Raw genomic sequence first — 18,123 nt, 5'->3', positions numbered from 1 at the left:
CGTCCCCCGCGATGCCCACCCGCCCGGCCAACCCCCAAAAATCCGCTGTTCGCGAAAAGCCCCAGCCACGAGGGGCGCAGCGCCGCTCTCCGCCCGGATCGCTGAACCATGCGCTTGCTCACGGATTGAGCACACGATTGATGACAACGTTGTCCCTACCCGGCCGGCCGGTTTCTCTCTCCCCGGCCGGCCGGGTACCTCCGTCCGTCCCCCACCGTCGCCTTCCCGGGCGACGTCCGGACCTGCGTCACGCGCGGCGCCATCGGGGCCCGCGCGCCAACCTGATCGATCGGAGACACACCATGTACGACCCGATTGCACGCAGTTCCGCACGTCCCAGCCGTTCCTGTCGTCCGCGCCACCTGGCCTGGCTGCTTGCCCTGGCTGCCGGTGTCGCCCTGCCGGGCCTGGCCCAGGCGGCCAACTGCGCCGGCGTCGCCCAATGGGACCAGGCCAAGATCTACCGGGCCGGTGACACCCTGCAGAAGGGGGGCGTCCTCTACCGGGCCAACCAGGACATCTGGAACGCGCCGCCGGACCACCCGGCCGGTGCGCCGTACTACACCAACCTGGGCGCCTGCGATGGCAGCGGGGTCAACCAGCCGCCGGTGGTCACCCTGACCTCGCCGGCCAACGGGGCCACCTTCAGCGCCGGCAGCACGGTCACCGTGTCGGCCAACGCCAGCGATCCGGACGGCAGCGTCAGCAAGGTCGAATTCTTCCGCAACGGTGCCTCCTTCGCCGTTGCCACCAGTGCGCCCTACAGCGCCAGCTGGGCCAACGCCAGCGCCGGCAGCCACACGCTGCGCGCGGTGGCCACCGACAACAACAACGCCACGGCCAGCACGGCCACGGTCACCATCACCGTCAACGCCGCCAGCGGCGATACCACCCCGCCCAGCGTGCCGGCCGGCCTGGCCGTGGGCACGCGCACGTCCTCGAGCATCGCCCTGAGCTGGAGTGCATCCACCGACAACGCCGGCGGCAGCGGCGTGGCCGGCTATGACGTGTACCGCAACGGCAGCCTGGTCGGCTCGCCGTCCAGTGCCAGCTATGTCGATGGCGGGCTGAGCCCGTCCACCACCTACAGCTACCGCGTACGTGCGCGTGACAACGCCGGCAATGCCTCGGCGCAGGGCACCGCGATCAGTGCCAGCACCCTGGCCGACAGCGGCGGCGGCACCGGCAAGCGGGTCATCGGCTACTTCACCCAGTGGGGCATCTACGGCCGCAACTACAAGGTGCGCGACATCGATACCAGCGGTGCGGCCGCACGCCTGACCCACGTCAACTACGCGTTCGGCAACGTGCGCAACAACCGCTGCGAAGTGGGCGTGACCCAGCCGTCCGATGCCAACACCGGTGCCGGTGGTGATGCCTTCGCCGATTACAGCAAGGCCTTCGCCGCCGGTGAAAGCGTGAGCGGCACCGCCGATACCTGGGACCAGCCGCTGCGCGGCAACTGGAACCAGCTCAAGCAGCTCAAGGCCAAGCACCCGAACGTGAAGGTGCTGATCTCGCTGGGCGGCTGGACCTGGTCGCGCGGCTTCTCCAGCGCCGCACGCCCGGAAAACCGCCAGGCCTTCGTGGCCTCGTGCATCGATGCCTACATCAAGGGCAACCTGCCGGTGACCGACGGTGCCGGTGGTGCCGGTGCCGCACTGGGCGTGTTCGACGGCATCGACATCGACTGGGAATACCCGGTGGCCTGTGGCATCGCCTGCGGCAGCGCCGAGGACAATGCCAACTTCACCGCGCTGCTGGCCGAGTTCCGCCGCCAGCTCAACCTGGTGCGCCCGGGCCTGCTGCTGACCGTGGCCGTGGGTGCAGGCATCGACAAGGTGCGCGTGACCGACCCGGCCTCGTACCACCAGTACCTGGACTACATCAACGTGATGACCTACGACTTCCACGGTGCGTGGGATGCGCGGACCAACCATCACTCGGCGCTGTTCAACTCGCCCAACGATCCGTCCACCGGCGACCAGAAGCAGTACAACAGCAACGATGCCATCGAGGCCTTCATCAGCCGCGGTGTGCCGGCGTCCAAGCTCAACCTGGGCATCGGCTACTACGGGCGTGGCTGGAGCAACGTGGCCAGCGGCAACAATGGCCTGTACCAGACCGCCGGTGGCGCAGCGGCAGGCACGTATGAAGCCGGCATCGAAGACTGGAAGGTGCTGAAGAACCTCAACTGGCCGGTCTACACCGACAACACCGCCGGTGCGACCTGGATCTACAACGGCAGCACCCTGTGGAGCTTCGACACCCCGGCCAACATCACCCGCAAGATGGGCTACGTGAAGGCGCAGGGCCTGGGCGGCGCATTCGTCTGGGAGTTCAGCGGTGACGATGCACAGGCCACGCTGACCAAGGCGGTCAGCGACGGGCTGAAGTAAGACGGACCGCACCGACGCAGGAACGAAAAAGCCGGGGGCGCGATGCGCCCCCGGCTTCGTTTGCATCATCGATCCGCCCCGCAGGGCCCGGCATTACCGGGCCGCAGCGGCGGCGCCGCGTTTTTCCAGGGCGGCACGCAGCTGCGCCGGTGGCAGGTAGCCACCGAGCTGGGTGCCGTCGTCGGCGAAGATCGCCGGCGTGCCGTTCACCCCCAGCTGCTGGCCCAGCGTGTACTGCATGGCCACCGGGTTGGTGCAGTTCTTCGCCGCTACCGGCTTGCCCTGCTTGGCCGCGGTCAGCGCCTGGCGGCGGTCGCTGGCGCACCAGACCGAAATCATGTCGGTGTAGTCCTTGCTGCCCAGGCCCATGCGCGGGAAGGCCAGGTATTCGACCGTGATGCCGTTGCGGTTGAGTTCGGGAATGTCCTGGTGCAGCTTGCGGCAGTAACCGCACTCGATATCGGTGAACACGCTGATGGTGTACTTCGCGTTGGGGGCGGCGAACACGATGCGGTCACCATGGTTGGCCTTGGCCAGCAGGCCGCGGCGGTACCCCAGCAGCCCCTCGCTGTTGACCAGCGCCTTGGCACGGATGTCATACGGCTGCGACTGCATCAGGTAGCGGCCATCATCGGACACGTACAGCACCTGCCCGGATACCACCACTTCGCGGAAGCCGGCGAACGGCGCCGCCCCGATGTAGTCCGGATTGAAGTTCGGGTCCAGCTGCTTGAGCGCGGCGCGCACGGTCTGGTCGGCGGCCGGATTGGCCGCGGCGGGGCGGGCGGCCGGGGCGGGCGATGACGCGGCGGGCGCGGCCGGCTGCGCGCAGGCGGTGAGACTGAAGGCGCCGAGCGCGGCGACAAGGGCGAATCGGAGCATGGAGCGGCCTGCACGGGAGTGATCCCGGATTCTGCCACACCCCCCCGCTACGGGCCGTGCGCACCGGCACAGCCCGCAGTGCAGATTCAGCCGCGTGGGTGGTGCCGGGCGTGCAGCTTCTGCAGGTGTTCACGTGCCACCAGCGTGTAGATCTGCGTGGTGGACAACGAGCTGTGGCCCAGCAGCATCTGCAGCGCGCGCAGGTCGGCACCGCGGTTGAGCAGATGGGTGGCGAAGCTGTGCCGCAGGCCATGCGGGCTGATCCGCGCCGGATCGATGCCGGCCACGGCGGCATGGCGCTTGACCAGGTACCAGAACGCCTGCCGGCTCAGGCCCTGCAGCGTCGGCTCGATGAACAGCGGCACCTGGCCATCGGCCAGCGGTTTCACCGTGCCCTTGCCGACCAGCGACGGGCGCGACTGTTTCAGGTAGCGCTCCAGCCAGTACTGCGATTCCTCGCCCAGCGGCACCAGCCGTTCCTTGCTGCCCTTGCCGGTCACCCGCAGCACGCCCTGGCGCAGGTTGACCGCCGTGGCCGGCAGCAGCACCAGTTCGCTGACGCGCAGGCCGGCGGCGTACATCAGTTCCAGCATGGCGCGGTCGCGCAGCCCCAGCGGGCTGTCGACATCCGGCGCGGCCAGCAGCGCATCGATCTGGCTTTCGGCCAGCGCCTTGGGCAGCAGGCGCGGCAGCTTGGGCGGGTCCAGCAGGGCGCTGGGGTCCTCGCTGCGCTGGCCACGGCGCACGGCATCGGCGAAGAACGCGCGCAGGGCCGACAGCAGGCGCGCATTGCTGCGCGGCGACCAGCCATGGCGGGTGCGCCAGGCCAGGTACTCGAACAGGCCCGCGCGCTCGATCCCGGCCAGGCCGCCGTCGCGACCGTCGCGCCAGCGGGCCAGGCCTTCCAGGTCGCGGCGGTAGCTGTCCAGCGTGGCCCGTGCCAGGCCATGCTCGGCCCAGATCGCATCCAGGAAACGCTGGATGCCGGCGGCATCGTCGCTGCGCAGTGCGGGCAGCTGGGTAACAAGCTGGCGACGTTGCGCCGGGGTGGAGATGACAGCCATGGCCGCAGGATACGGCGCCCGCCCCGTGGCCGGCCAGCATTGCGTATGCTCGGCGCATGTCCACGCCCGCCACCGACGCGGCCCCGGCCGCTGCTGTCCCGTCCCGCCCGCGCAGCGTGCTGCTGTGGCGGCTGCTGGCCCTGTTCTACGACGCCTGGCCGGCCCTGGCGCTGTGGATGCTGGTCGGTACGCTGTTCACCGTGGCCTTCACCTTCAGCGGCCATGCCACGCGCGAGAACATCGCGCCCTTCAGCGCGTGGCAGTGGGCGCTGTGGGCCAGCAACTGGCTGGTCACCGGGCTGTACGCCACGCTCAGCTGGCAGCGTGGCGGGCAGACGCTGGGCATGCGGCCGTGGCGGCTGCGCCTGCAGTCACGCGATGGCCGGCCATTGCGCACCGGCCAGCTGTGGCGGCGCTATGCGGTGGGCACGCTGTCGCTGCTGCTGGGCGGGCTGGGCTTCTGGTGGGCGCTGTGGGACCGGCAACGGCTGACCTGGCATGACCGCGCCAGCGGCACGCAGCTGGTGCGGATGCCGCGCGTGCGGTGAGCCGCATCCACGCATGGCGTGGATTTATCGAGGGTATGCCGGTCATCCACGCATGGCGTGGATCTACAACGGGTGTGCGGGGCGATCGCCCGTGTGGCGGCCGGTCGATGCACCGGTAGATCCACGCCATGCGTGGATGCGCCGTGCACCGACCCGCCCTGCCGTCAGCCGGATTTGCGCCGGAACAGCATCCCCGATACCACCAGCATCACGATCGGCGGCAGCGCGTAGGCGATGCGGTAGTCGAACTTGAGCGCGCCGGCCATGCGGCCGAAGAACAGCTGCAGCAGCCAGAAGCCCAGGGCGAACAGAATGCCCAGGAACAGGCGCTTGCCCATGCCGCCGCTGCGCAGCGAACCGAAGGCGAACGGGACCGCCGCCAGGCACAGCGCCAGCACGTTCACCGGGTAGAACCAGCGGCTCCAGTAGATGTCCTGGTAATCGCGCGAATCCAGCCCGTTGCGCTTGCGGTACTCGATGCTGGTGCTCAGTTCGGACAGCGTCAGGTTGCGCGGCTTGGACAGGCCGGTGGCCAGCGCGGCGGCATCCAGCTTCGAATTCCACGGCTCGCTGGCCGCTTCGCGGCGGGTGGCCGAGCGCGCGCCGAAGGTATCCTCGCGCACGCCGGTCAGGGTCCAGCCACTGCCATCATGCTGGGCGGTCTGGGCATGGGTGATCGAGACGATGTTGCCTTCCGGCGCGATGCGGTACAGGCGCACGCCGCGCAGCACCAGGCGGGTGCCCTTGCCTTCGGCCAGCTGCTCTTCACCGCCCTGCGCGTTGAGGAAGGTATCGCCTTCGCGCGCCCACAGGCCCGAATAGCGGGCCACGGCCATGCTGGACCCGGACTTGGCGGTGATCTTGATGTTGTCGGCACGGTCCTGCGCCCACGGGCTCAGGGTCTCGGCGTTGATGACCATCAGCGCGGTCAGCAGCGACAGCGCCACCGCCACCGAGACGCTCAGGCGCTTGCGCGACAGGCCCAGCGCGCGCAGCGCGGTCAGCTCGGAGGTGGCCGCCAGCTGGCCCAGGCCCATCAGCGCGCCGATCACCGCAGCGGTGGGGAAGAAGGTGTAGGCCCGGCGCGGCACGGTGTAGAGCACCCAGGCGGCGGCATGGCCCAGCGTGTAGCTGCCCTTGCCGACATCCTTGAACTCGCCGGAGAAGGCCATCACCACATCCAGGCCCACCAGCACGGCCCAGGTCAGCAGCACGGTGCCGAACACCGCCCGGCCCAGGTAGACATCAAAGCGCATCGGGCGCAGGACCAGGCTCATGCGCGGCTCCCCTTGGCACGGCCCAGGCGGCCATCACGGGCGTACATCCAGATGGCAAGGCCCAGCAGCGGCAGGCTCAGCCACCACAGCCCCAGCGCCGCCGGGATCCTGCCATCGCCGATCCAGCCGGTACCGATGAACATCAGGTTCATGCCCACCATGTAGGCCAGGAAGGCCAGCATCATGCGGCCATAGCGCTGCTGGCGCGGCGAACTGCGTGCCAGCGGCACCGTCATCAGGGCGAAGGCCAGGGCGATCAGCGGCGGGGCGATGCGCGCGTGCAGCTGGGCCTGCGCCTTCGGCCGGGGGTCGCCGATCAGGGCCAGGGTGGTCATCAGCTCCGGGTCATCGTCCTGGCGGGTCTGGGCGCCATCGGGCATGGCCACATCGTTGCGGGCGAAGGTGGCCAGGCGGTAATCCAGGCCCCCCTCGGCCGGCCCTTCCACCTGGTGGCCGTCATCCAGCTCCAGGTAGCGCTGGTGGGCGCCCTCGAAATACATGCGGCCACCGGCGGCGGACACCACCTGCAGGCGGTCATCGCCCGGCTTCTGCCGTTGCAGGAACACCCGCCCCAGCTCCACCCCGTTGGGCGAGATGGAGGACACGTAGGCCACCCCGCCATTGGGCAGGGTAGTGAACCGTCCGGCTTCCAGCCCGGCCAGCAGCACGCTGCGGTTGGCCTCGTCGATCATCCGGTCGCTGGTGCGGTCGGCCCAGGGGCCCAGCCACAGCGAGCAGGCCCCGACCAGCACCACCACCGGTGCCACCAGCATCAGCAACGGGCGCAACAGGCGCCCGGGGCCGACGCCGATGGCGGTGATGACCGCCATTTCCGAGTCCCGGTAGAGCCGGGCCACGGCCAGCAGCAGCCCCAGCATCAGGGCCAGCGGCAGGATCAGGGGCATGTAGACGACGAACTGCAGGGCCAGCTGCGAGAACAGCAGCGTGGCGGGCAGGCGGCCATCGGCGATGTTCCCCAGGATGTCCACCAGGACGCCGCCCACGCTGACCACCAGCAGGACGATCAGGGTGGCCAGGAAACTCTGGACGAAATCGCCCAGCAGGTAGCGGTCGAGCTTCAACATGGGGCGGTGGTTTAAACTCTCGGGTTCGTTCGCGGCGCCGCCCAGTCTACCGGTTGGGCGTAAACGGTCCGCGATTGTACGGATTTGCCAACGGAATCTGCTCAATGGCCCTCGAATTCACCCTGAACCACGTCGCGCCGACCTCCGCCGGGGTCGATTGCCTGGTCGTCGGCGCCTACGCCGACCACTCCCTGACCCCGGCCGCACAGGCCATCGACGCCGCCAGCGGTGGCCGCCTGGCCGCCCTGGCCCAGCGCGGCGACCTGTCCGGCAAGACCGGCGCCACCACCCTGGTCCACGACCTGCCGGGCGTGACCGCCCCGCGCGTGCTGGTGGTCGGCCTGGGCGATGCCGCCCGCTTCGGCGTGCCGCAGTACATCAAGGCCGTCGGCGATGCCGTGCGCGCCCTGAAGTCCGGCGCCAGCCGCAGCGCGCTGTTCACCCTGTCCGAACTGGCCGTGAAGGACCGTGACGGCGCCTGGGCGATCCGCCAGGCCATCATCGCCGCCGACCACGCCAGCTACCGCTACACCGCCACGCTGGGCAAGAAGAAAGCCGATGAGGCCGGGCTGGTGCAGCTGGCCGTGGCCGGCGAGGACACCACTGCCCTGGCCCAGGGCCAGGCCATCGCCGCCGGCGTCGAGTTCGCCCGTGAACTGGGCAACCTGCCGCCGAACTACTGCACCCCGGCCCATCTGGCCGAGGTGGCGGTGAAGTTCGCCGCCGAACACGACGGCGCCGAGGCGGACATCCTGGACGAGCACCAGATGGAAGCGCTGGGCATGGGCTCGCTGCTGGCCGTGGCCCGCGGTTCGGCCAACCGCCCGCGCCTGGTCGTGCTGAAGTGGACGGGCGGCGGCGACGCCAAGCCCTATGTGCTGGTCGGCAAGGGCATCACCTTCGATACCGGTGGCGTCAACCTGAAGACCCAGGGCGGCATCGAGGAAATGAAGTACGACATGTGCGGTGGCGCCAACGTCATCGGCACCTTCGTGGCCGCCGTGAAGGCGCAGCTGCCGCTGAACCTGGTGGTGGTGGTCCCGGCCGTCGAGAACGCCATCGACGGCAATGCCTACCGCCCGTCCGACGTGATCACCTCGATGTCGGGCAAGACCATCGAAGTGGGCAACACCGACGCCGAAGGCCGCCTGATCCTGTGCGACGCGCTGACCTACGCGCAGCGCTTCGAGCCGCAGGCCCTGGTGGATGTGGCGACCCTGACCGGCGCCTGCATGGTGGCCCTGGGCCACCAGACGGCCGGCCTGATGACCAAGCACGACGACCTGGCCAACGAGCTGCTGGCCGCCGGCGAGCACGTGTTCGACCGCGCCTGGCGCCTGCCGCTGTGGGATGAGTACCAGCCGATGCTGGATTCGACCTTCGCCGATGTCTACAACATCGGCGGCCGCTGGGCCGGTGCCATCACCGCCGGCTGCTTCCTGTCGCGCTTCACCGAAGGCCAGCGCTGGGCCCATCTGGACATCGCCGGCGTGGCCAGCGATGAAGGCAAGCGTGGCATGGCCACCGGCCGCCCGGTCGGCCTGCTGAGCCAGTGGCTGCTGGACCAGGCCGCCGCCTGACGCCGTTGTCGACCCTGGTGGGCATCTGCCCGCCAGGGCCTCGCCCGGCATGGCCGGGCCCCTGCCCCGCCCTGGACCCGCCATGCCCCGCGCCGACTTCTACCTGATCGCCAAGCCCCGCTTCCTGACCGAGCCGCTGCGCCTGGTCTGCGAACTGGCCCGCAAGGCCAACGACGCCGGCCTGCCGACCCTGGTGCTGGCCCGTGACCAGACCCAGGCCGAAGAACTGGACGAGCTGCTGTGGGCCTTCGACGAGGAAGCCTATATTCCGCACCAGATCGCCGGTGAGGATGTGGACGAGGAGGAAGCCGTGGTGCTGATCGCCGCCCCCGGTACCGACACCCCGGCCCGGCCGCTGGTCATCAACCTGCGCGACGATCCCTGGCTGGGCCAGTGCGAACGGGTGCTGGAAGTGGTGCCGGCCGACCCGGAAGCGCGCGAACCGCTGCGCGAGCGCTGGCGCCAGTACAAGAACGCCGGTTACGACCTGTCCAAGCACGACATGTAAGTCACCCTGCCCGACACGGAGCCCCTTGATGCGCCTGCTCATCGCCCTGATCCTTCCCTGGCTGGCCTTTTTCACCATCGGCCGCCCCCTGGCCGGCATCGTCTGCCTGGTCCTGCAGGTCACCCTGATCGGCTGGGTGCCTGCGGCCATCTGGGCCGCCTATGCGGTCAGCCAGTACCACACCGACCAGAAGATCCGCCGCGCGCTCGGCGCGCGCTGATCTTCCCTCTCTCTTCCTTTCCGGTTCCCCCGCATGACCCAACTCGCCTCCAGCTACGACCCCAAGACCTTTGAAACCGAGCTGTACGACGGTTGGGAAAAGGCCGGCCACTTCAAGCCGTCCGGCCAGGGCGAGCCGTACACCATCCTGCTGCCGCCGCCGAACGTGACCGGCACGCTGCACATGGGCCATGCCTTCCAGCAGACCCTGATGGATGCGCTGGTGCGCTACCACCGCATGCGCGGCTACGACACGCTGTGGCAGGTGGGCACCGACCACGCCGGCATCGCCACCGAAATGGTGGTCAGCCGCAACCTGGCGCTGGAAGGCAAGGGGGAAACCCGCGATTCGCTGGGCCGCGAAGGCTTCATCAACAAGGTCTGGGAATGGAAGCAGCACTCCGGTGACACCATCGAGCGCCAGATGCGCCGCCTGGGCACCTCGGCCGACTGGTCGCGCAGCACCTTCACCATGGACCCGCAGCCGTCGACGGCGGTGATCGAAGCCTTCGTGCGCTGGTACGAACAGGGCCTGATCTACCGTGGCCAGCGCCTGGTCAACTGGGACCCGGTGCTGAAGACCGCCATTTCCGACCTGGAAGTGGAAAGCGCCGAGGAAGACGGCTTCCTGTGGTCGATCGCCTATGCGCTGGAAGACGGTGCCAGCTACGAGCACGTCGAGCGCGATGCCGACGGCAACGAGACCCTGCGCGAAACCCGCAGCTACCTGGTCGTGGCCACCACCCGCCCGGAAACCCTGCTGGGTGATACCGCGGTGATGGTGCACCCGGAAGACGAACGCTACGTGCACCTGATCGGCAAGCAGGTCGTGCTGCCGCTGACCGGCCGCCGCGTGCCGGTGATCGCCGATGACTACGTGGACCGTGCCTTCGGCACCGGCGTGGTCAAGGTCACCCCGGCGCACGATTTCAACGACTACCAGGTGGGCGTGCGCCACAACCTGCCGATGATCAACCTGTTCACCCCGGTGGCGGCGATCAACGAAAACGCGCCCGAGCGCTTCCAGGGCCTGGACCGCTACGCCGCGCGCAAGGCCGTGCTGGCCGAACTGGAAAACCTGCAGATCCTGCTGGAAGCCAAGCCGCACAAGCTGCAGGTGCCGCGCGGCGACCGCACCGGCCAGGTGATCGAGCCCTACCTGACCGACCAGTGGTTCGTGAAGATGGACGAACTGGCCAAGCGCGGCCTGGCGCTGGTGGAAGACGGAAGCATTTCCTTCGTGCCGCCGAACTGGATCAACACCTACCGCCACTGGATGTCCAACATCCAGGACTGGTGCATCAGCCGCCAGCTGTGGTGGGGCCACCGCATCCCGGCCTGGTTCGATGCCGCCACCGGCAGCTGCTACGTGGGCCGTAGCGAGGACGAGGTGCGCACAACGCACAACCTCGGCCCGGAAGTGGCGCTGCGCCAGGAAAGCGACGTGCTGGAGACCTGGTTCTCCTCGCAGTTGTGGCCGTTCTCGACCCTGGGCTGGCCCGACGCGCAGGCGATGGCCGAGCGCGGCTTCGACCGCTACCTGCCATCGTCGGTGCTGGTCACCGGCTTTGACATCATCTTCTTCTGGGTGGCGCGCATGATCATGGCCACCGACAACCTGACCGGGAAGATTCCGTTCAAGGACGTCTACTTCACCGGCCTGATCCGCGATGCGCGCGGCCAGAAGATGTCCAAGAGCAAGGGCAACGTGCTCGACCCGCTGGACATCATCGATGGCATTTCGCTGGAGGACCTGCTGGCCAAGCGCACCAATGGGTTGATGAAGCCCAAGGATGCCGAGCGCATCGCCAAGGAAACCCGCAAGGACTACCCCGAGGGCATCGCCGCCCACGGTGCCGACGCACTGCGCTTCACCATCGCCGCGCTGGCCACCCACGGCCGCGACATCAAGTTCGACATGAACCGCGCCGAGGGTTACAAGAACTTCTGCAACAAGCTGTGGAACGCCAGCCGCTTCGCGCTGATGAACACCGAGGGCGCGGCCTTCAGCGGCGTGCCGACGCCGCGCACCGATGCCGAGCGCTGGATTCTTTCGCGCCTGGCCGCCGTGTCCAGCGAAGCGCAGGGCCATTTCGCCGCCTACCGCTTCGACCTGCTGGCGCAGTGCCTGTATGAGTTCGCCTGGAATGAGTTCTGCGACTGGTTCCTGGAACTGAGCAAGCCGGCCCTGAACGGGGGCGACGCCGCCGATGCGGAAAGCACCCGCCACACCCTGCTGTACGTGCTGGAAGCGCTGCTGCGCCTGCTGCACCCGCTGACCCCGTTCATCAGCGAACAGCTGTGGCAGCAGGTGGCCCCGCGCCTGGGCCTGACCGACGCGACCCTGTCGCTGCGTCCCTACCCCACCGCCACCGAATTCGCCGGCGACTACGCCCAGGCCGAAGCCGACGTGGAATGGCTCAAGGCGGTGATCAGTGCCGTGCGCCGCGTGCGCAGCGAACTGAACGTGGCCCCGTCCCGGCTGGTGCCGCTGCGCCTGCAGGCGGGCCTCGAACTGGACCGCGTGCGCATCGAGCGCTTCAGCGCTTCGCTGTCGTTCCTGCTGAAGCTGGACAGCATCCAGTGGCTGGGTGACGGCGAAAGCGCGCCGCCGGCCGCCCCCGCGATCGTCGGCGAACTGAAGCTGCTGGTGCCGCTGGAAGGCCTGGTGGATCTGGACGCCGAGCGCACGCGCCTGGACAAGGAGATCAAGCGCGTGGAAGGCGAAAAGGAAAAGAGCGAAGCCAAGCTGGCCAAGTTCACCGACAAGGTGCCGCCGGCGGTGGTCGAGCAGGAACGCGTGCGCCTGGTGGACTGGAACACGCAGCTGGACGGCCTGCGCGACCAGCGCGCCAAGCTGTAACGCCTGCCGGGCCGGTGCCAACCCAGGTTGGCATCTACCGGTGCGGCACCGGAAACGCCGGGCACTGCCCGGCGTTTCCTTTTGTCCCGCATGGCATCATCGGCCGATGCCGCTTTCCCTCTTCCTGCTGGTCCTGCTTGCCGCGGCGCTGCACGCCAGCTGGAACGCCATCGTCAAGCGCGGGCCGGACAAGTTCCTCGGCACGGTGCTGGTCACCGGCAGCGCCGCGCTGCTGTCCGCTGCGGTGCTGCCCTGGCTGCCACTGCCCGCGCCGCAGAGCCTGCCCTGGCTGGCCGCCTCGGTCATGCTGCAGGTGGCCTACTACGCGCTGGTGGCGCGCTGCTACCAGCAGGTGGACATGAGCCTGGCCTACCCGCTGATGCGCGGCTGCGCGCCGATCCTGGTGGCGCTGGCCGGCAGCCTGCTGGGCCAGCCGCTGCCGCCGCTGGCCTGGGCCGGCATCGTGCTGGTCAGTACCGGCATCCTGTGCATGGCGCTGGGCGCGCGCGGCGGCCAGCTGCGCCTGCCGCTGCTGACCGCCCTGATGATCGCCACCTACACCCTGGTCGATGCGCAGGGCGCGCGCCTGTCCGGGCATGCGCTCGGCTACACGTTGTGGCTGTTCCTGCTGTCCGGCCTGCCACTGCCGCTGTGGGCGCTGCTGCGTCGCCACCGCCAGGTGCTGGCCTATGCACGCGCGCACTGGCCGTTGGGCGTGGTCGGTGGCATCGGCACCACCGCCTCGTATGCGATGGCCCTGTGGGCGATGACCCAGGTACCGGTGGCGATGGTCTCGGCACTGCGCGAATCGTCGATCCTGTTCGCGCTGCTGATCTCGGTGTTCCTGCTGCACGAACGCGTCCCACGCGTGCGCTGGCTGGCGGCCACACTGATGGTCTGCGGCGTGGTCGTGCTGCGGCAGGTGTGACCGGCAGCGTGTCGCTGCCGCAGTTACAGCGGCGGCATCACCTGCACGTCGTCGGCCACCAGTTCGATGGCCATCACCAGCGCATCCTCACGCCCTTCGGCGGCCGGGTAGTAACGCGGGCGGCGGCCGATCTCGTTGAAGCCCTCGCTGTGGTACAGCGCCACCGCCGGTGTGTTGGACGGCCGCACTTCCAGGAAGACGCGCTGCGCGCCACGCGCGCGCGCCAGTGCCACCAGTGCACGCAGCAGCTGCCTGCCCAGGCCCCGCGACTGCACCAGCGGGTCGATGCAGACGTTCAGCACATGCGCCTCGTCGGCGGCCAGGCTGATGACCCCGTATCCCACCAGCAGGCCATCACGCTCCATGGCCAGGCCGGGATAGCCCGCGCGCAGGCAGTCCACGAAGATGCCGCGCGTCCACGGGAAGGGATAGCCGCGGACCTCGATGGCCATCACCGTGTTCAGGTCGCGCTCGCACAGGGGGCGCAGTGTCACCACATCGCGCTGGCCAACCGCACTCACTGGCGGGCCTGCCGGCGCAGGGCACGCAGGACCGGCCACAACGCACGCTTGGCGGCCGGATCGCGGCGCAGCTGGTCCAGCGGCCAGCTGTCCATCACGGCCTGCGTGGCCGGATCGTTGGGGTTGCAACCGGAAGCACGCAGCAGGGCGATCTGCAGGCGGTCCGGCAGGCGCACGGCCGGTTGCCGGGTACCACTGCCGGCAGCGGCGGCGCGCACCGGCGACGGTGCCGCATCCGGCGCGGTATCCGGCGTGGACACCGGCGGACGACGACGCGTTTCCGCACTGCGGGCGGCAGCCGGCCCGGGCACCGGCGCATGCGGCGGCGGGGCCGGCTCCGGTGCCGACGGTGCGGCCTGCGCCACGCTCAGCTGCAGTGCGGCATCCAGTTCGGCCGCCAGCTGGCCATCGTGGTAGACCGTATAGCCCATGGCCTGCAGCCAGGCCTGCTGGGCCGGGGACCACAACACGGGCAGGTCCTGGCTCACGCGGCCTCGGGCTTCTTGCGCAGGCGCTGCACCGCCCAGGCCACCGGGCCGGACAGCGCGTACAGGATGCCCACCGCGAACAGCACGCGGGGCAGGTCGATCACGGCGATGGCAATGCCGATCGGCACCAGCGCCAGCACCAGGAACGGCACGCGGTCGGCACGGCCGCCCTTGGCCGCGCCCCCCTTGAAGCTCCAGAAGCGGATGCGGCTGACCATCAACAATGCCGCGACGATGGTCACCGCCAGGGCCACGTAGCGCAGCTGGTTGCCATCCCAGCCCAGCGTGCCGTCGGCGAAGGCCCAGACAAAGGACATCATCAGGCCGGCAGCGGCCGGGCTGGCCAGGCCGACGAACCAGCGCTTGTCCACCACCGCCACCTGGGTGTTGAAGCGGGCCAGGCGCAGTGCGGCGCAGGCGGCATACAGGAACGCCACCGCCCAGCCGAGGCGGCCGGCCAGTTCGCCATCGAACTTCAGTTCCGACAACGACCAGTGGTACATCACCAGCGCCGGGGCCATGCCGAAGCTGACCAGATCGGCCAGCGAGTCGTACTGCACGCCGAATTCGCTGCTGGTGCCGGTCATGCGCGCGACGCGGCCATCCAGGCCGTCCATCACCGCGGCCACGAATACCGCGATGGCGGCATTGACGAACTGCTCGTTGGCAGCGGCAATGATGGCGTAGAAGCCGGAGAACAGCCCGGCCGTGGTGAACAGGTTGGGCAGCAGGTAAATCGTGCGCGAGCGCGGCGGCGGTGTGATCGGGTCCATGGAATCCAGTTTAATCGACTTGCCAGCCGTCGGCGGCAATGCTGCAATCGGCGTCCTGCGCCCATTCCGTGGAGTCTGCCATGCGTACCCTGTCCTGCCTGGGATGCCTGTTGCTGCTGGCCAGTGCCCCGGTCGTGGCGGCACCGGTCTACAAATGGAAGGACGCCAACGGCGTCACCCAGTATTCGGAAACCCCGCCTGCCGGCAAGGCATTCGAAACCCGCGAACAGGCCCGTGGCCCGGCCAGCCGTGCCAGCACGGCCGAAACCACCGAAACACCGGTGCCCGAGCAGTGTGCCAATGCCCGCGCCAACCTGGCCCTGCTGGACGGCAAGGGGCCGGTGGTGGTGCGTGATGCCGAGGGCAAGGCCGCCGCGCCCTTGACCGAAGAACAGCGTGCCACGCAGCGGGGTCTGGCCGACGCGGCCATCAAGGCCTACTGCCCGCCGGCAGGCTGAGCAGGGCCGGGCAGATCCACCGGCATTCCGACCTGGCGTGGCGCTGCATGCGCCGTGGACAGTCAATCGACACCGGGGTGGCCCGGTTGCCAGGGCCTTGGCGCCCTGGGCCCCTGCCCTGCCCCGGCGGGCCAGGCAGGGTGCCGGCCTGCCGCCATCCCAATACCCCTCCCCCCGGCCGGGCTGGCAGAATAGAGGTCTCTGCCGTTATCCGAAGCCGACGATGCGCCTGTCCCAGTTCCACCTGCATACCACCAAGGAAACCCCCAGCGACGCCGAGCTGACCAGCCACCGGCTGATGCTGCGCGCGGGCATGATCCGCAAGCTCGCTTCCGGCCTGTATACCTGGTCGCCGCTGGGCCTGCGCGTGCTGCGCAAGGTGGAACGCATCGTGCGCGAGGAAATGGACCGCGCCGGCGCGGTGGAATTCCAGATTCCCACGATCCAGCCCAAGGAACTGTGGGAGCAGACCGGCCGCTGGGAAAAGTTCGGCCCGCAGCTGCTGAAGATCAAGGACCGCAAGGACCAGGTGTTCTGCTACAGCCCCACCGCCGAGGAAGCCGCGGCCGATTTCGCCCGCAACGAGCTGTCCAGCTACAAGCAGCTGCCGGTCAACTTCTACCAGATCCAGACCAAGTTCCGCGACGAGATCCGCCCGCGTTTCGGCGTGATGCGCGCACGCGAATTCCTGATGAAGGACGCCTATTCGTTCCACCTGCACGACGCCGACCTGGTGCGTGAATACGAGAACATGAAGGCCGCCTACAGCCGCATCTTCACCCGCCTGGGCCTGGATTTCCGCATGGTGCAGGCCGATTCGGGTGCCATCGGCGGCGATGCTTCGCAGGAGTTCCATGTCATTGCCGATTCCGGCGAGGACGCCCTGGTGTTTTCCACCGGTTCGGATTATGCGGCCAACATGGAAGCGGCCATTGCCGCTGAACCGGCCGCACGTGCGGCCGCTGGCGAATCGCTGCGCAAGGTGGATACGCCCACGCAGAAAACCTGCGAGGACGTGGCCGCCCTGCTGGGCATCGCGCTGCAGCGCACGGTCAAGTCGGTGGCGCTGATGGCCGGCGAGGACCCGGCGCAGCAGTTCGTGCTGGCGCTGGTGCGTGGCGACCACGAGGTCAACGAAATCAAGCTGGCCAAGGTACCCGGCCTGGCCACCTACCGCTTTGCCAGCGAGGCGGAAATCGCCGAGCACCTGGGCAGCGTACCGGGCTTCCTCGGCCCGGTCGGCCCGGCCAAGGCGATCCGCGTGGTCGCCGACCGCGAGGTGGCGGCGATGGCCGACTTCGTCGTGGGCGCGAACGAGGCCGGTTTCCACCTGGCCGGTGTCAACTGGGGCCGTGACCTGCCCGAGCCGGACGTGGCCGACCTGCGCAACGTGCGCGAAGGCGATCGCGCCGTCGATGGCGGCGAACTGAAAATCGCCCGGGGCATCGAAGTGGGCCATGTGTTCCAGCTCGGCCGCAAGTACGCGCAGGCGCTGGACGCCACCGTGCTGGATGAGAACGGCAAGGCCGCGGTGATGAGCATGGGCTGCTACGGCATCGGCATTTCCCGCGTGGTTGCCGCCGCCATCGAGCAGAACCACGATGACGCCGGCATCATCTGGCCCGACGCGATGGCGCCGTGGCAGGTGGTGGTGTGCGTGATCAACCCCAAGGGCGATGCGGCCGTGGCCGACGCCGCCACGGCGCTGCTGCAGGAACTGCGCGACGCCGGCCTGGACGCGGCACTGGACGACCGTGGCCTGCGCCCGGGCGCGATGTTCGCCGACATGGAACTGATCGGCGTACCGCACCGCGTGGTGGTCAGCGAACGCGGCCTGGCGGCCGGTACATTCGAATACCGTGCCCGCCGTGCCAGCGACGCCGAGAGCCTGGACAAGGCGGCCCTGTTCGGGCGCCTGAAGGACTGAGCGGAATGACAACCGGGGCCGCAAGGCCCCGGTTTTTTTTACCCCCTGGCGGAATAATGGACAGGCCGCTGGACATAATCCGGCCAAAATCGCCGCCATTTGCCTGACCGCACGCCAGCGAATGGCCTGCGGTATTTGTGCTGGCAATAATTCATCCTTATCCTGTGGGCCGACGCCACGGACCGGCTCGTCCCTGTCCCTATTAGTTTCCGGAGTAATTGTTGATGAGCATCGATCTGACCGGTCTGTCCGCGCGTGAGCTTGGCGCCCTGATCCGCACCGCCAAGAAGCAGCAGACCATCGTGGCCAAGCGTCGCCCGATCGCCAAGGTCCGGGCCCAGCTGAGCAAGCTGGCCAAGGCCGAGGGTTATACCCTGGAGGAACTGTTCGGCGGCGCCCCGGCACCGCGCGCGCGCAAGGTTGCCAAGGCGGCACCGGCCAAGACTGCCGGCCGCAAGCTGGGCAAGGTCGCGCCGAAGTACCGCAACCCGGCCAACGCCAAGGAAACCTGGACCGGCCGTGGCAAGCAGCCGCGCTGGATGGCCGAGCTGACCGCCAAGGGCAAGAAGCCGGAAGATTTCCTGATCAAGAAGGCCTGATACC

At 68.9% G+C, this 18,123-nt stretch carries 16 protein-coding genes and 1 pseudogene; 10 read left to right on the top strand and 7 right to left on the bottom strand.

What is annotated here, in order from left to right; genetic code table 11:
• The first annotated feature begins 302 nt into the window (after positions 1 to 302).
• Positions 303 to 2,399 (top strand): glycosyl hydrolase family 18 protein, encoded by a 2,097-nt coding sequence (locus tag Q9R17_RS11130; protein ID WP_308154708.1) that lies wholly within the window; start codon positions 303 to 305, stop codon positions 2,397 to 2,399.
• 93 nt (positions 2,400 to 2,492) lie between these two features.
• On the opposite strand, the gene Q9R17_RS11125 is transcribed toward Q9R17_RS11130, so the two are convergent.
• The gene (locus Q9R17_RS11125) at positions 2,493 to 3,281 is read right to left on the bottom strand and encodes a thioredoxin fold domain-containing protein (protein WP_308154707.1); all 789 of its coding nucleotides are present in this window, start codon (positions 3,279 to 3,281) and stop codon (positions 2,493 to 2,495) included.
• Positions 3,282 to 3,367: 86 nt separating this feature from the next.
• On the bottom strand, positions 3,368 to 4,345 hold the full coding sequence (gene xerD / locus Q9R17_RS11120; protein ID WP_308154706.1) for a site-specific tyrosine recombinase XerD: 978 nt from the start codon (positions 4,343 to 4,345) through the stop codon (positions 3,368 to 3,370).
• 56 nt (positions 4,346 to 4,401) lie between these two features.
• Here xerD and Q9R17_RS11115 point away from each other — a divergent pair, with 56 nt between their 5' ends.
• Complete coding sequence (locus tag Q9R17_RS11115; RefSeq protein ID WP_308154705.1) at positions 4,402 to 4,893, top strand: RDD family protein; 492 nt, start codon at positions 4,402 to 4,404, stop codon at positions 4,891 to 4,893.
• Positions 4,894 to 5,057: 164 nt separating this feature from the next.
• Here Q9R17_RS11115 and lptG read toward each other — a convergent pair whose 3' ends face one another.
• Positions 5,058 to 6,149 carry an LPS export ABC transporter permease LptG gene (gene lptG / locus Q9R17_RS11110; RefSeq protein WP_308158331.1) on the bottom strand — a complete coding sequence of 364 codons (1,092 nt, stop codon included), beginning with the start codon at positions 6,147 to 6,149 and terminating at the stop codon, positions 5,058 to 5,060.
• Positions 6,150 to 6,166: 17 nt separating this feature from the next.
• A complete protein-coding gene (gene lptF / locus Q9R17_RS11105) occupies positions 6,167 to 7,255 on the bottom strand; it encodes an LPS export ABC transporter permease LptF (protein ID WP_308154704.1) in 1,089 nt (362 codons plus the stop codon).
• 104 nt (positions 7,256 to 7,359) lie between these two features.
• Here lptF and Q9R17_RS11100 point away from each other — a divergent pair, with 104 nt between their 5' ends.
• From Q9R17_RS11100 to Q9R17_RS11080, 5 genes are all read left to right on the top strand, one after another.
• On the top strand, positions 7,360 to 8,835 hold the full coding sequence (locus tag Q9R17_RS11100) for a leucyl aminopeptidase (RefSeq protein ID WP_308154703.1): 1,476 nt from the start codon (positions 7,360 to 7,362) through the stop codon (positions 8,833 to 8,835).
• 82 nt (positions 8,836 to 8,917) lie between these two features.
• The gene (locus tag Q9R17_RS11095; RefSeq protein ID WP_308154702.1) at positions 8,918 to 9,343 is read left to right on the top strand and encodes a DNA polymerase III subunit chi; all 426 of its coding nucleotides are present in this window, start codon (positions 8,918 to 8,920) and stop codon (positions 9,341 to 9,343) included.
• Positions 9,344 to 9,371: 28 nt separating this feature from the next.
• Entirely contained in the window at positions 9,372 to 9,563 is a 192-nt protein-coding gene (locus Q9R17_RS11090) for a YqaE/Pmp3 family membrane protein (protein WP_308154701.1), read from the top strand.
• 33 nt (positions 9,564 to 9,596) lie between these two features.
• Complete coding sequence (locus Q9R17_RS11085; RefSeq protein WP_308154700.1) at positions 9,597 to 12,425, top strand: valine--tRNA ligase; 2,829 nt, start codon at positions 9,597 to 9,599, stop codon at positions 12,423 to 12,425.
• Between the two features lie 106 nt (positions 12,426 to 12,531).
• Positions 12,532 to 13,353: an EamA family transporter gene (locus Q9R17_RS11080; RefSeq protein ID WP_308154699.1), complete on the top strand. Its 822-nt coding sequence runs from the start codon at positions 12,532 to 12,534 to the stop codon at positions 13,351 to 13,353.
• A 23-nt stretch (positions 13,354 to 13,376) separates the two neighbouring features.
• Here the strand turns inward: Q9R17_RS11080 and rimI are convergent, their stop codons facing one another.
• From rimI to pssA, 3 genes are read right to left on the bottom strand one after another with little or no spacing between them, the layout of a single operon-like run.
• Positions 13,377 to 13,874 (bottom strand): ribosomal protein S18-alanine N-acetyltransferase, encoded by a 498-nt coding sequence (gene rimI, locus Q9R17_RS11075; RefSeq protein WP_308154698.1) that lies wholly within the window; start codon positions 13,872 to 13,874, stop codon positions 13,377 to 13,379.
• Entirely contained in the window at positions 13,871 to 14,305 is a 435-nt protein-coding gene (locus Q9R17_RS11070; protein WP_308158330.1) for a hypothetical protein, read from the bottom strand. Before Q9R17_RS11070 ends, rimI begins: the two co-directional genes overlap by 4 nt.
• A 53-nt stretch (positions 14,306 to 14,358) precedes the next feature.
• Positions 14,359 to 15,135 carry a CDP-diacylglycerol--serine O-phosphatidyltransferase gene (gene pssA / locus Q9R17_RS11065; RefSeq protein ID WP_308154697.1) on the bottom strand — a complete coding sequence of 259 codons (777 nt, stop codon included), beginning with the start codon at positions 15,133 to 15,135 and terminating at the stop codon, positions 14,359 to 14,361.
• 80 nt (positions 15,136 to 15,215) lie between these two features.
• Between pssA and Q9R17_RS11060 the strand changes: the two genes are divergently transcribed.
• The 3 genes and pseudogenes from Q9R17_RS11060 to Q9R17_RS11050 all read left to right on the top strand — a co-directional run.
• The gene (locus tag Q9R17_RS11060) at positions 15,216 to 15,593 is read left to right on the top strand and encodes a DUF4124 domain-containing protein (protein WP_308154696.1); all 378 of its coding nucleotides are present in this window, start codon (positions 15,216 to 15,218) and stop codon (positions 15,591 to 15,593) included.
• 223 nt (positions 15,594 to 15,816) lie between these two features.
• Positions 15,817 to 17,520, top strand: coding sequence for a proline--tRNA ligase (locus Q9R17_RS11055; protein ID WP_308154695.1), 1,704 nt, complete (start codon positions 15,817 to 15,819; stop codon positions 17,518 to 17,520).
• Between the two features lie 224 nt (positions 17,521 to 17,744).
• Positions 17,745 to 18,113 (top strand): annotated as a pseudogene (locus Q9R17_RS11050) (H-NS histone family protein); the annotation flags it as partial.
• Between the last annotated feature and the right edge of the window lie 10 nt (positions 18,114 to 18,123).

The sequence above is a fragment of the Stenotrophomonas sp. 24(2023) genome (assembly GCF_030913365.1).
In the GTDB taxonomy this organism is placed as follows: Bacteria; Pseudomonadota; Gammaproteobacteria; order Xanthomonadales; family Xanthomonadaceae; genus Stenotrophomonas.
The sequence above is the reverse complement of the archived record's forward strand: the minus strand, read 5'-3'. Positions and strand labels throughout refer to the sequence as shown.

What these genes read in the sequence shown, in the direction of transcription:
- Q9R17_RS11130 (WP_308154708.1), top strand. Translation starts at nt 303, where the DNA reads ATGTACGACCCGATTGCACGCAGTTCCGCACGTCCCAGCCGTTCCTGT.
- Q9R17_RS11125 (WP_308154707.1), bottom strand. Translation starts at nt 3,281, where the DNA reads ATGCTCCGATTCGCCCTTGTCGCCGCGCTCGGCGCCTTCAGTCTCACC.
- xerD (WP_308154706.1), bottom strand. Translation starts at nt 4,345, where the DNA reads ATGGCTGTCATCTCCACCCCGGCGCAACGTCGCCAGCTTGTTACCCAG.
- Q9R17_RS11115 (WP_308154705.1), top strand. Translation starts at nt 4,402, where the DNA reads ATGTCCACGCCCGCCACCGACGCGGCCCCGGCCGCTGCTGTCCCGTCC.
- lptG (WP_308158331.1), bottom strand. Translation starts at nt 6,149, where the DNA reads ATGCGCTTTGATGTCTACCTGGGCCGGGCGGTGTTCGGCACCGTGCTG.
- lptF (WP_308154704.1), bottom strand. Translation starts at nt 7,255, where the DNA reads ATGTTGAAGCTCGACCGCTACCTGCTGGGCGATTTCGTCCAGAGTTTC.
- Q9R17_RS11100 (WP_308154703.1), top strand. Translation starts at nt 7,360, where the DNA reads ATGGCCCTCGAATTCACCCTGAACCACGTCGCGCCGACCTCCGCCGGG.
- Q9R17_RS11095 (WP_308154702.1), top strand. Translation starts at nt 8,918, where the DNA reads ATGCCCCGCGCCGACTTCTACCTGATCGCCAAGCCCCGCTTCCTGACC.
- Q9R17_RS11090 (WP_308154701.1), top strand. Translation starts at nt 9,372, where the DNA reads ATGCGCCTGCTCATCGCCCTGATCCTTCCCTGGCTGGCCTTTTTCACC.
- Q9R17_RS11085 (WP_308154700.1), top strand. Translation starts at nt 9,597, where the DNA reads ATGACCCAACTCGCCTCCAGCTACGACCCCAAGACCTTTGAAACCGAG.
- Q9R17_RS11080 (WP_308154699.1), top strand. Translation starts at nt 12,532, where the DNA reads ATGCCGCTTTCCCTCTTCCTGCTGGTCCTGCTTGCCGCGGCGCTGCAC.
- Q9R17_RS11070 (WP_308158330.1), bottom strand. Translation starts at nt 14,305, where the DNA reads ATGGGCTATACGGTCTACCACGATGGCCAGCTGGCGGCCGAACTGGAT.
- pssA (WP_308154697.1), bottom strand. Translation starts at nt 15,135, where the DNA reads ATGGACCCGATCACACCGCCGCCGCGCTCGCGCACGATTTACCTGCTG.
- Q9R17_RS11060 (WP_308154696.1), top strand. Translation starts at nt 15,216, where the DNA reads ATGCGTACCCTGTCCTGCCTGGGATGCCTGTTGCTGCTGGCCAGTGCC.
- Q9R17_RS11055 (WP_308154695.1), top strand. Translation starts at nt 15,817, where the DNA reads ATGCGCCTGTCCCAGTTCCACCTGCATACCACCAAGGAAACCCCCAGC.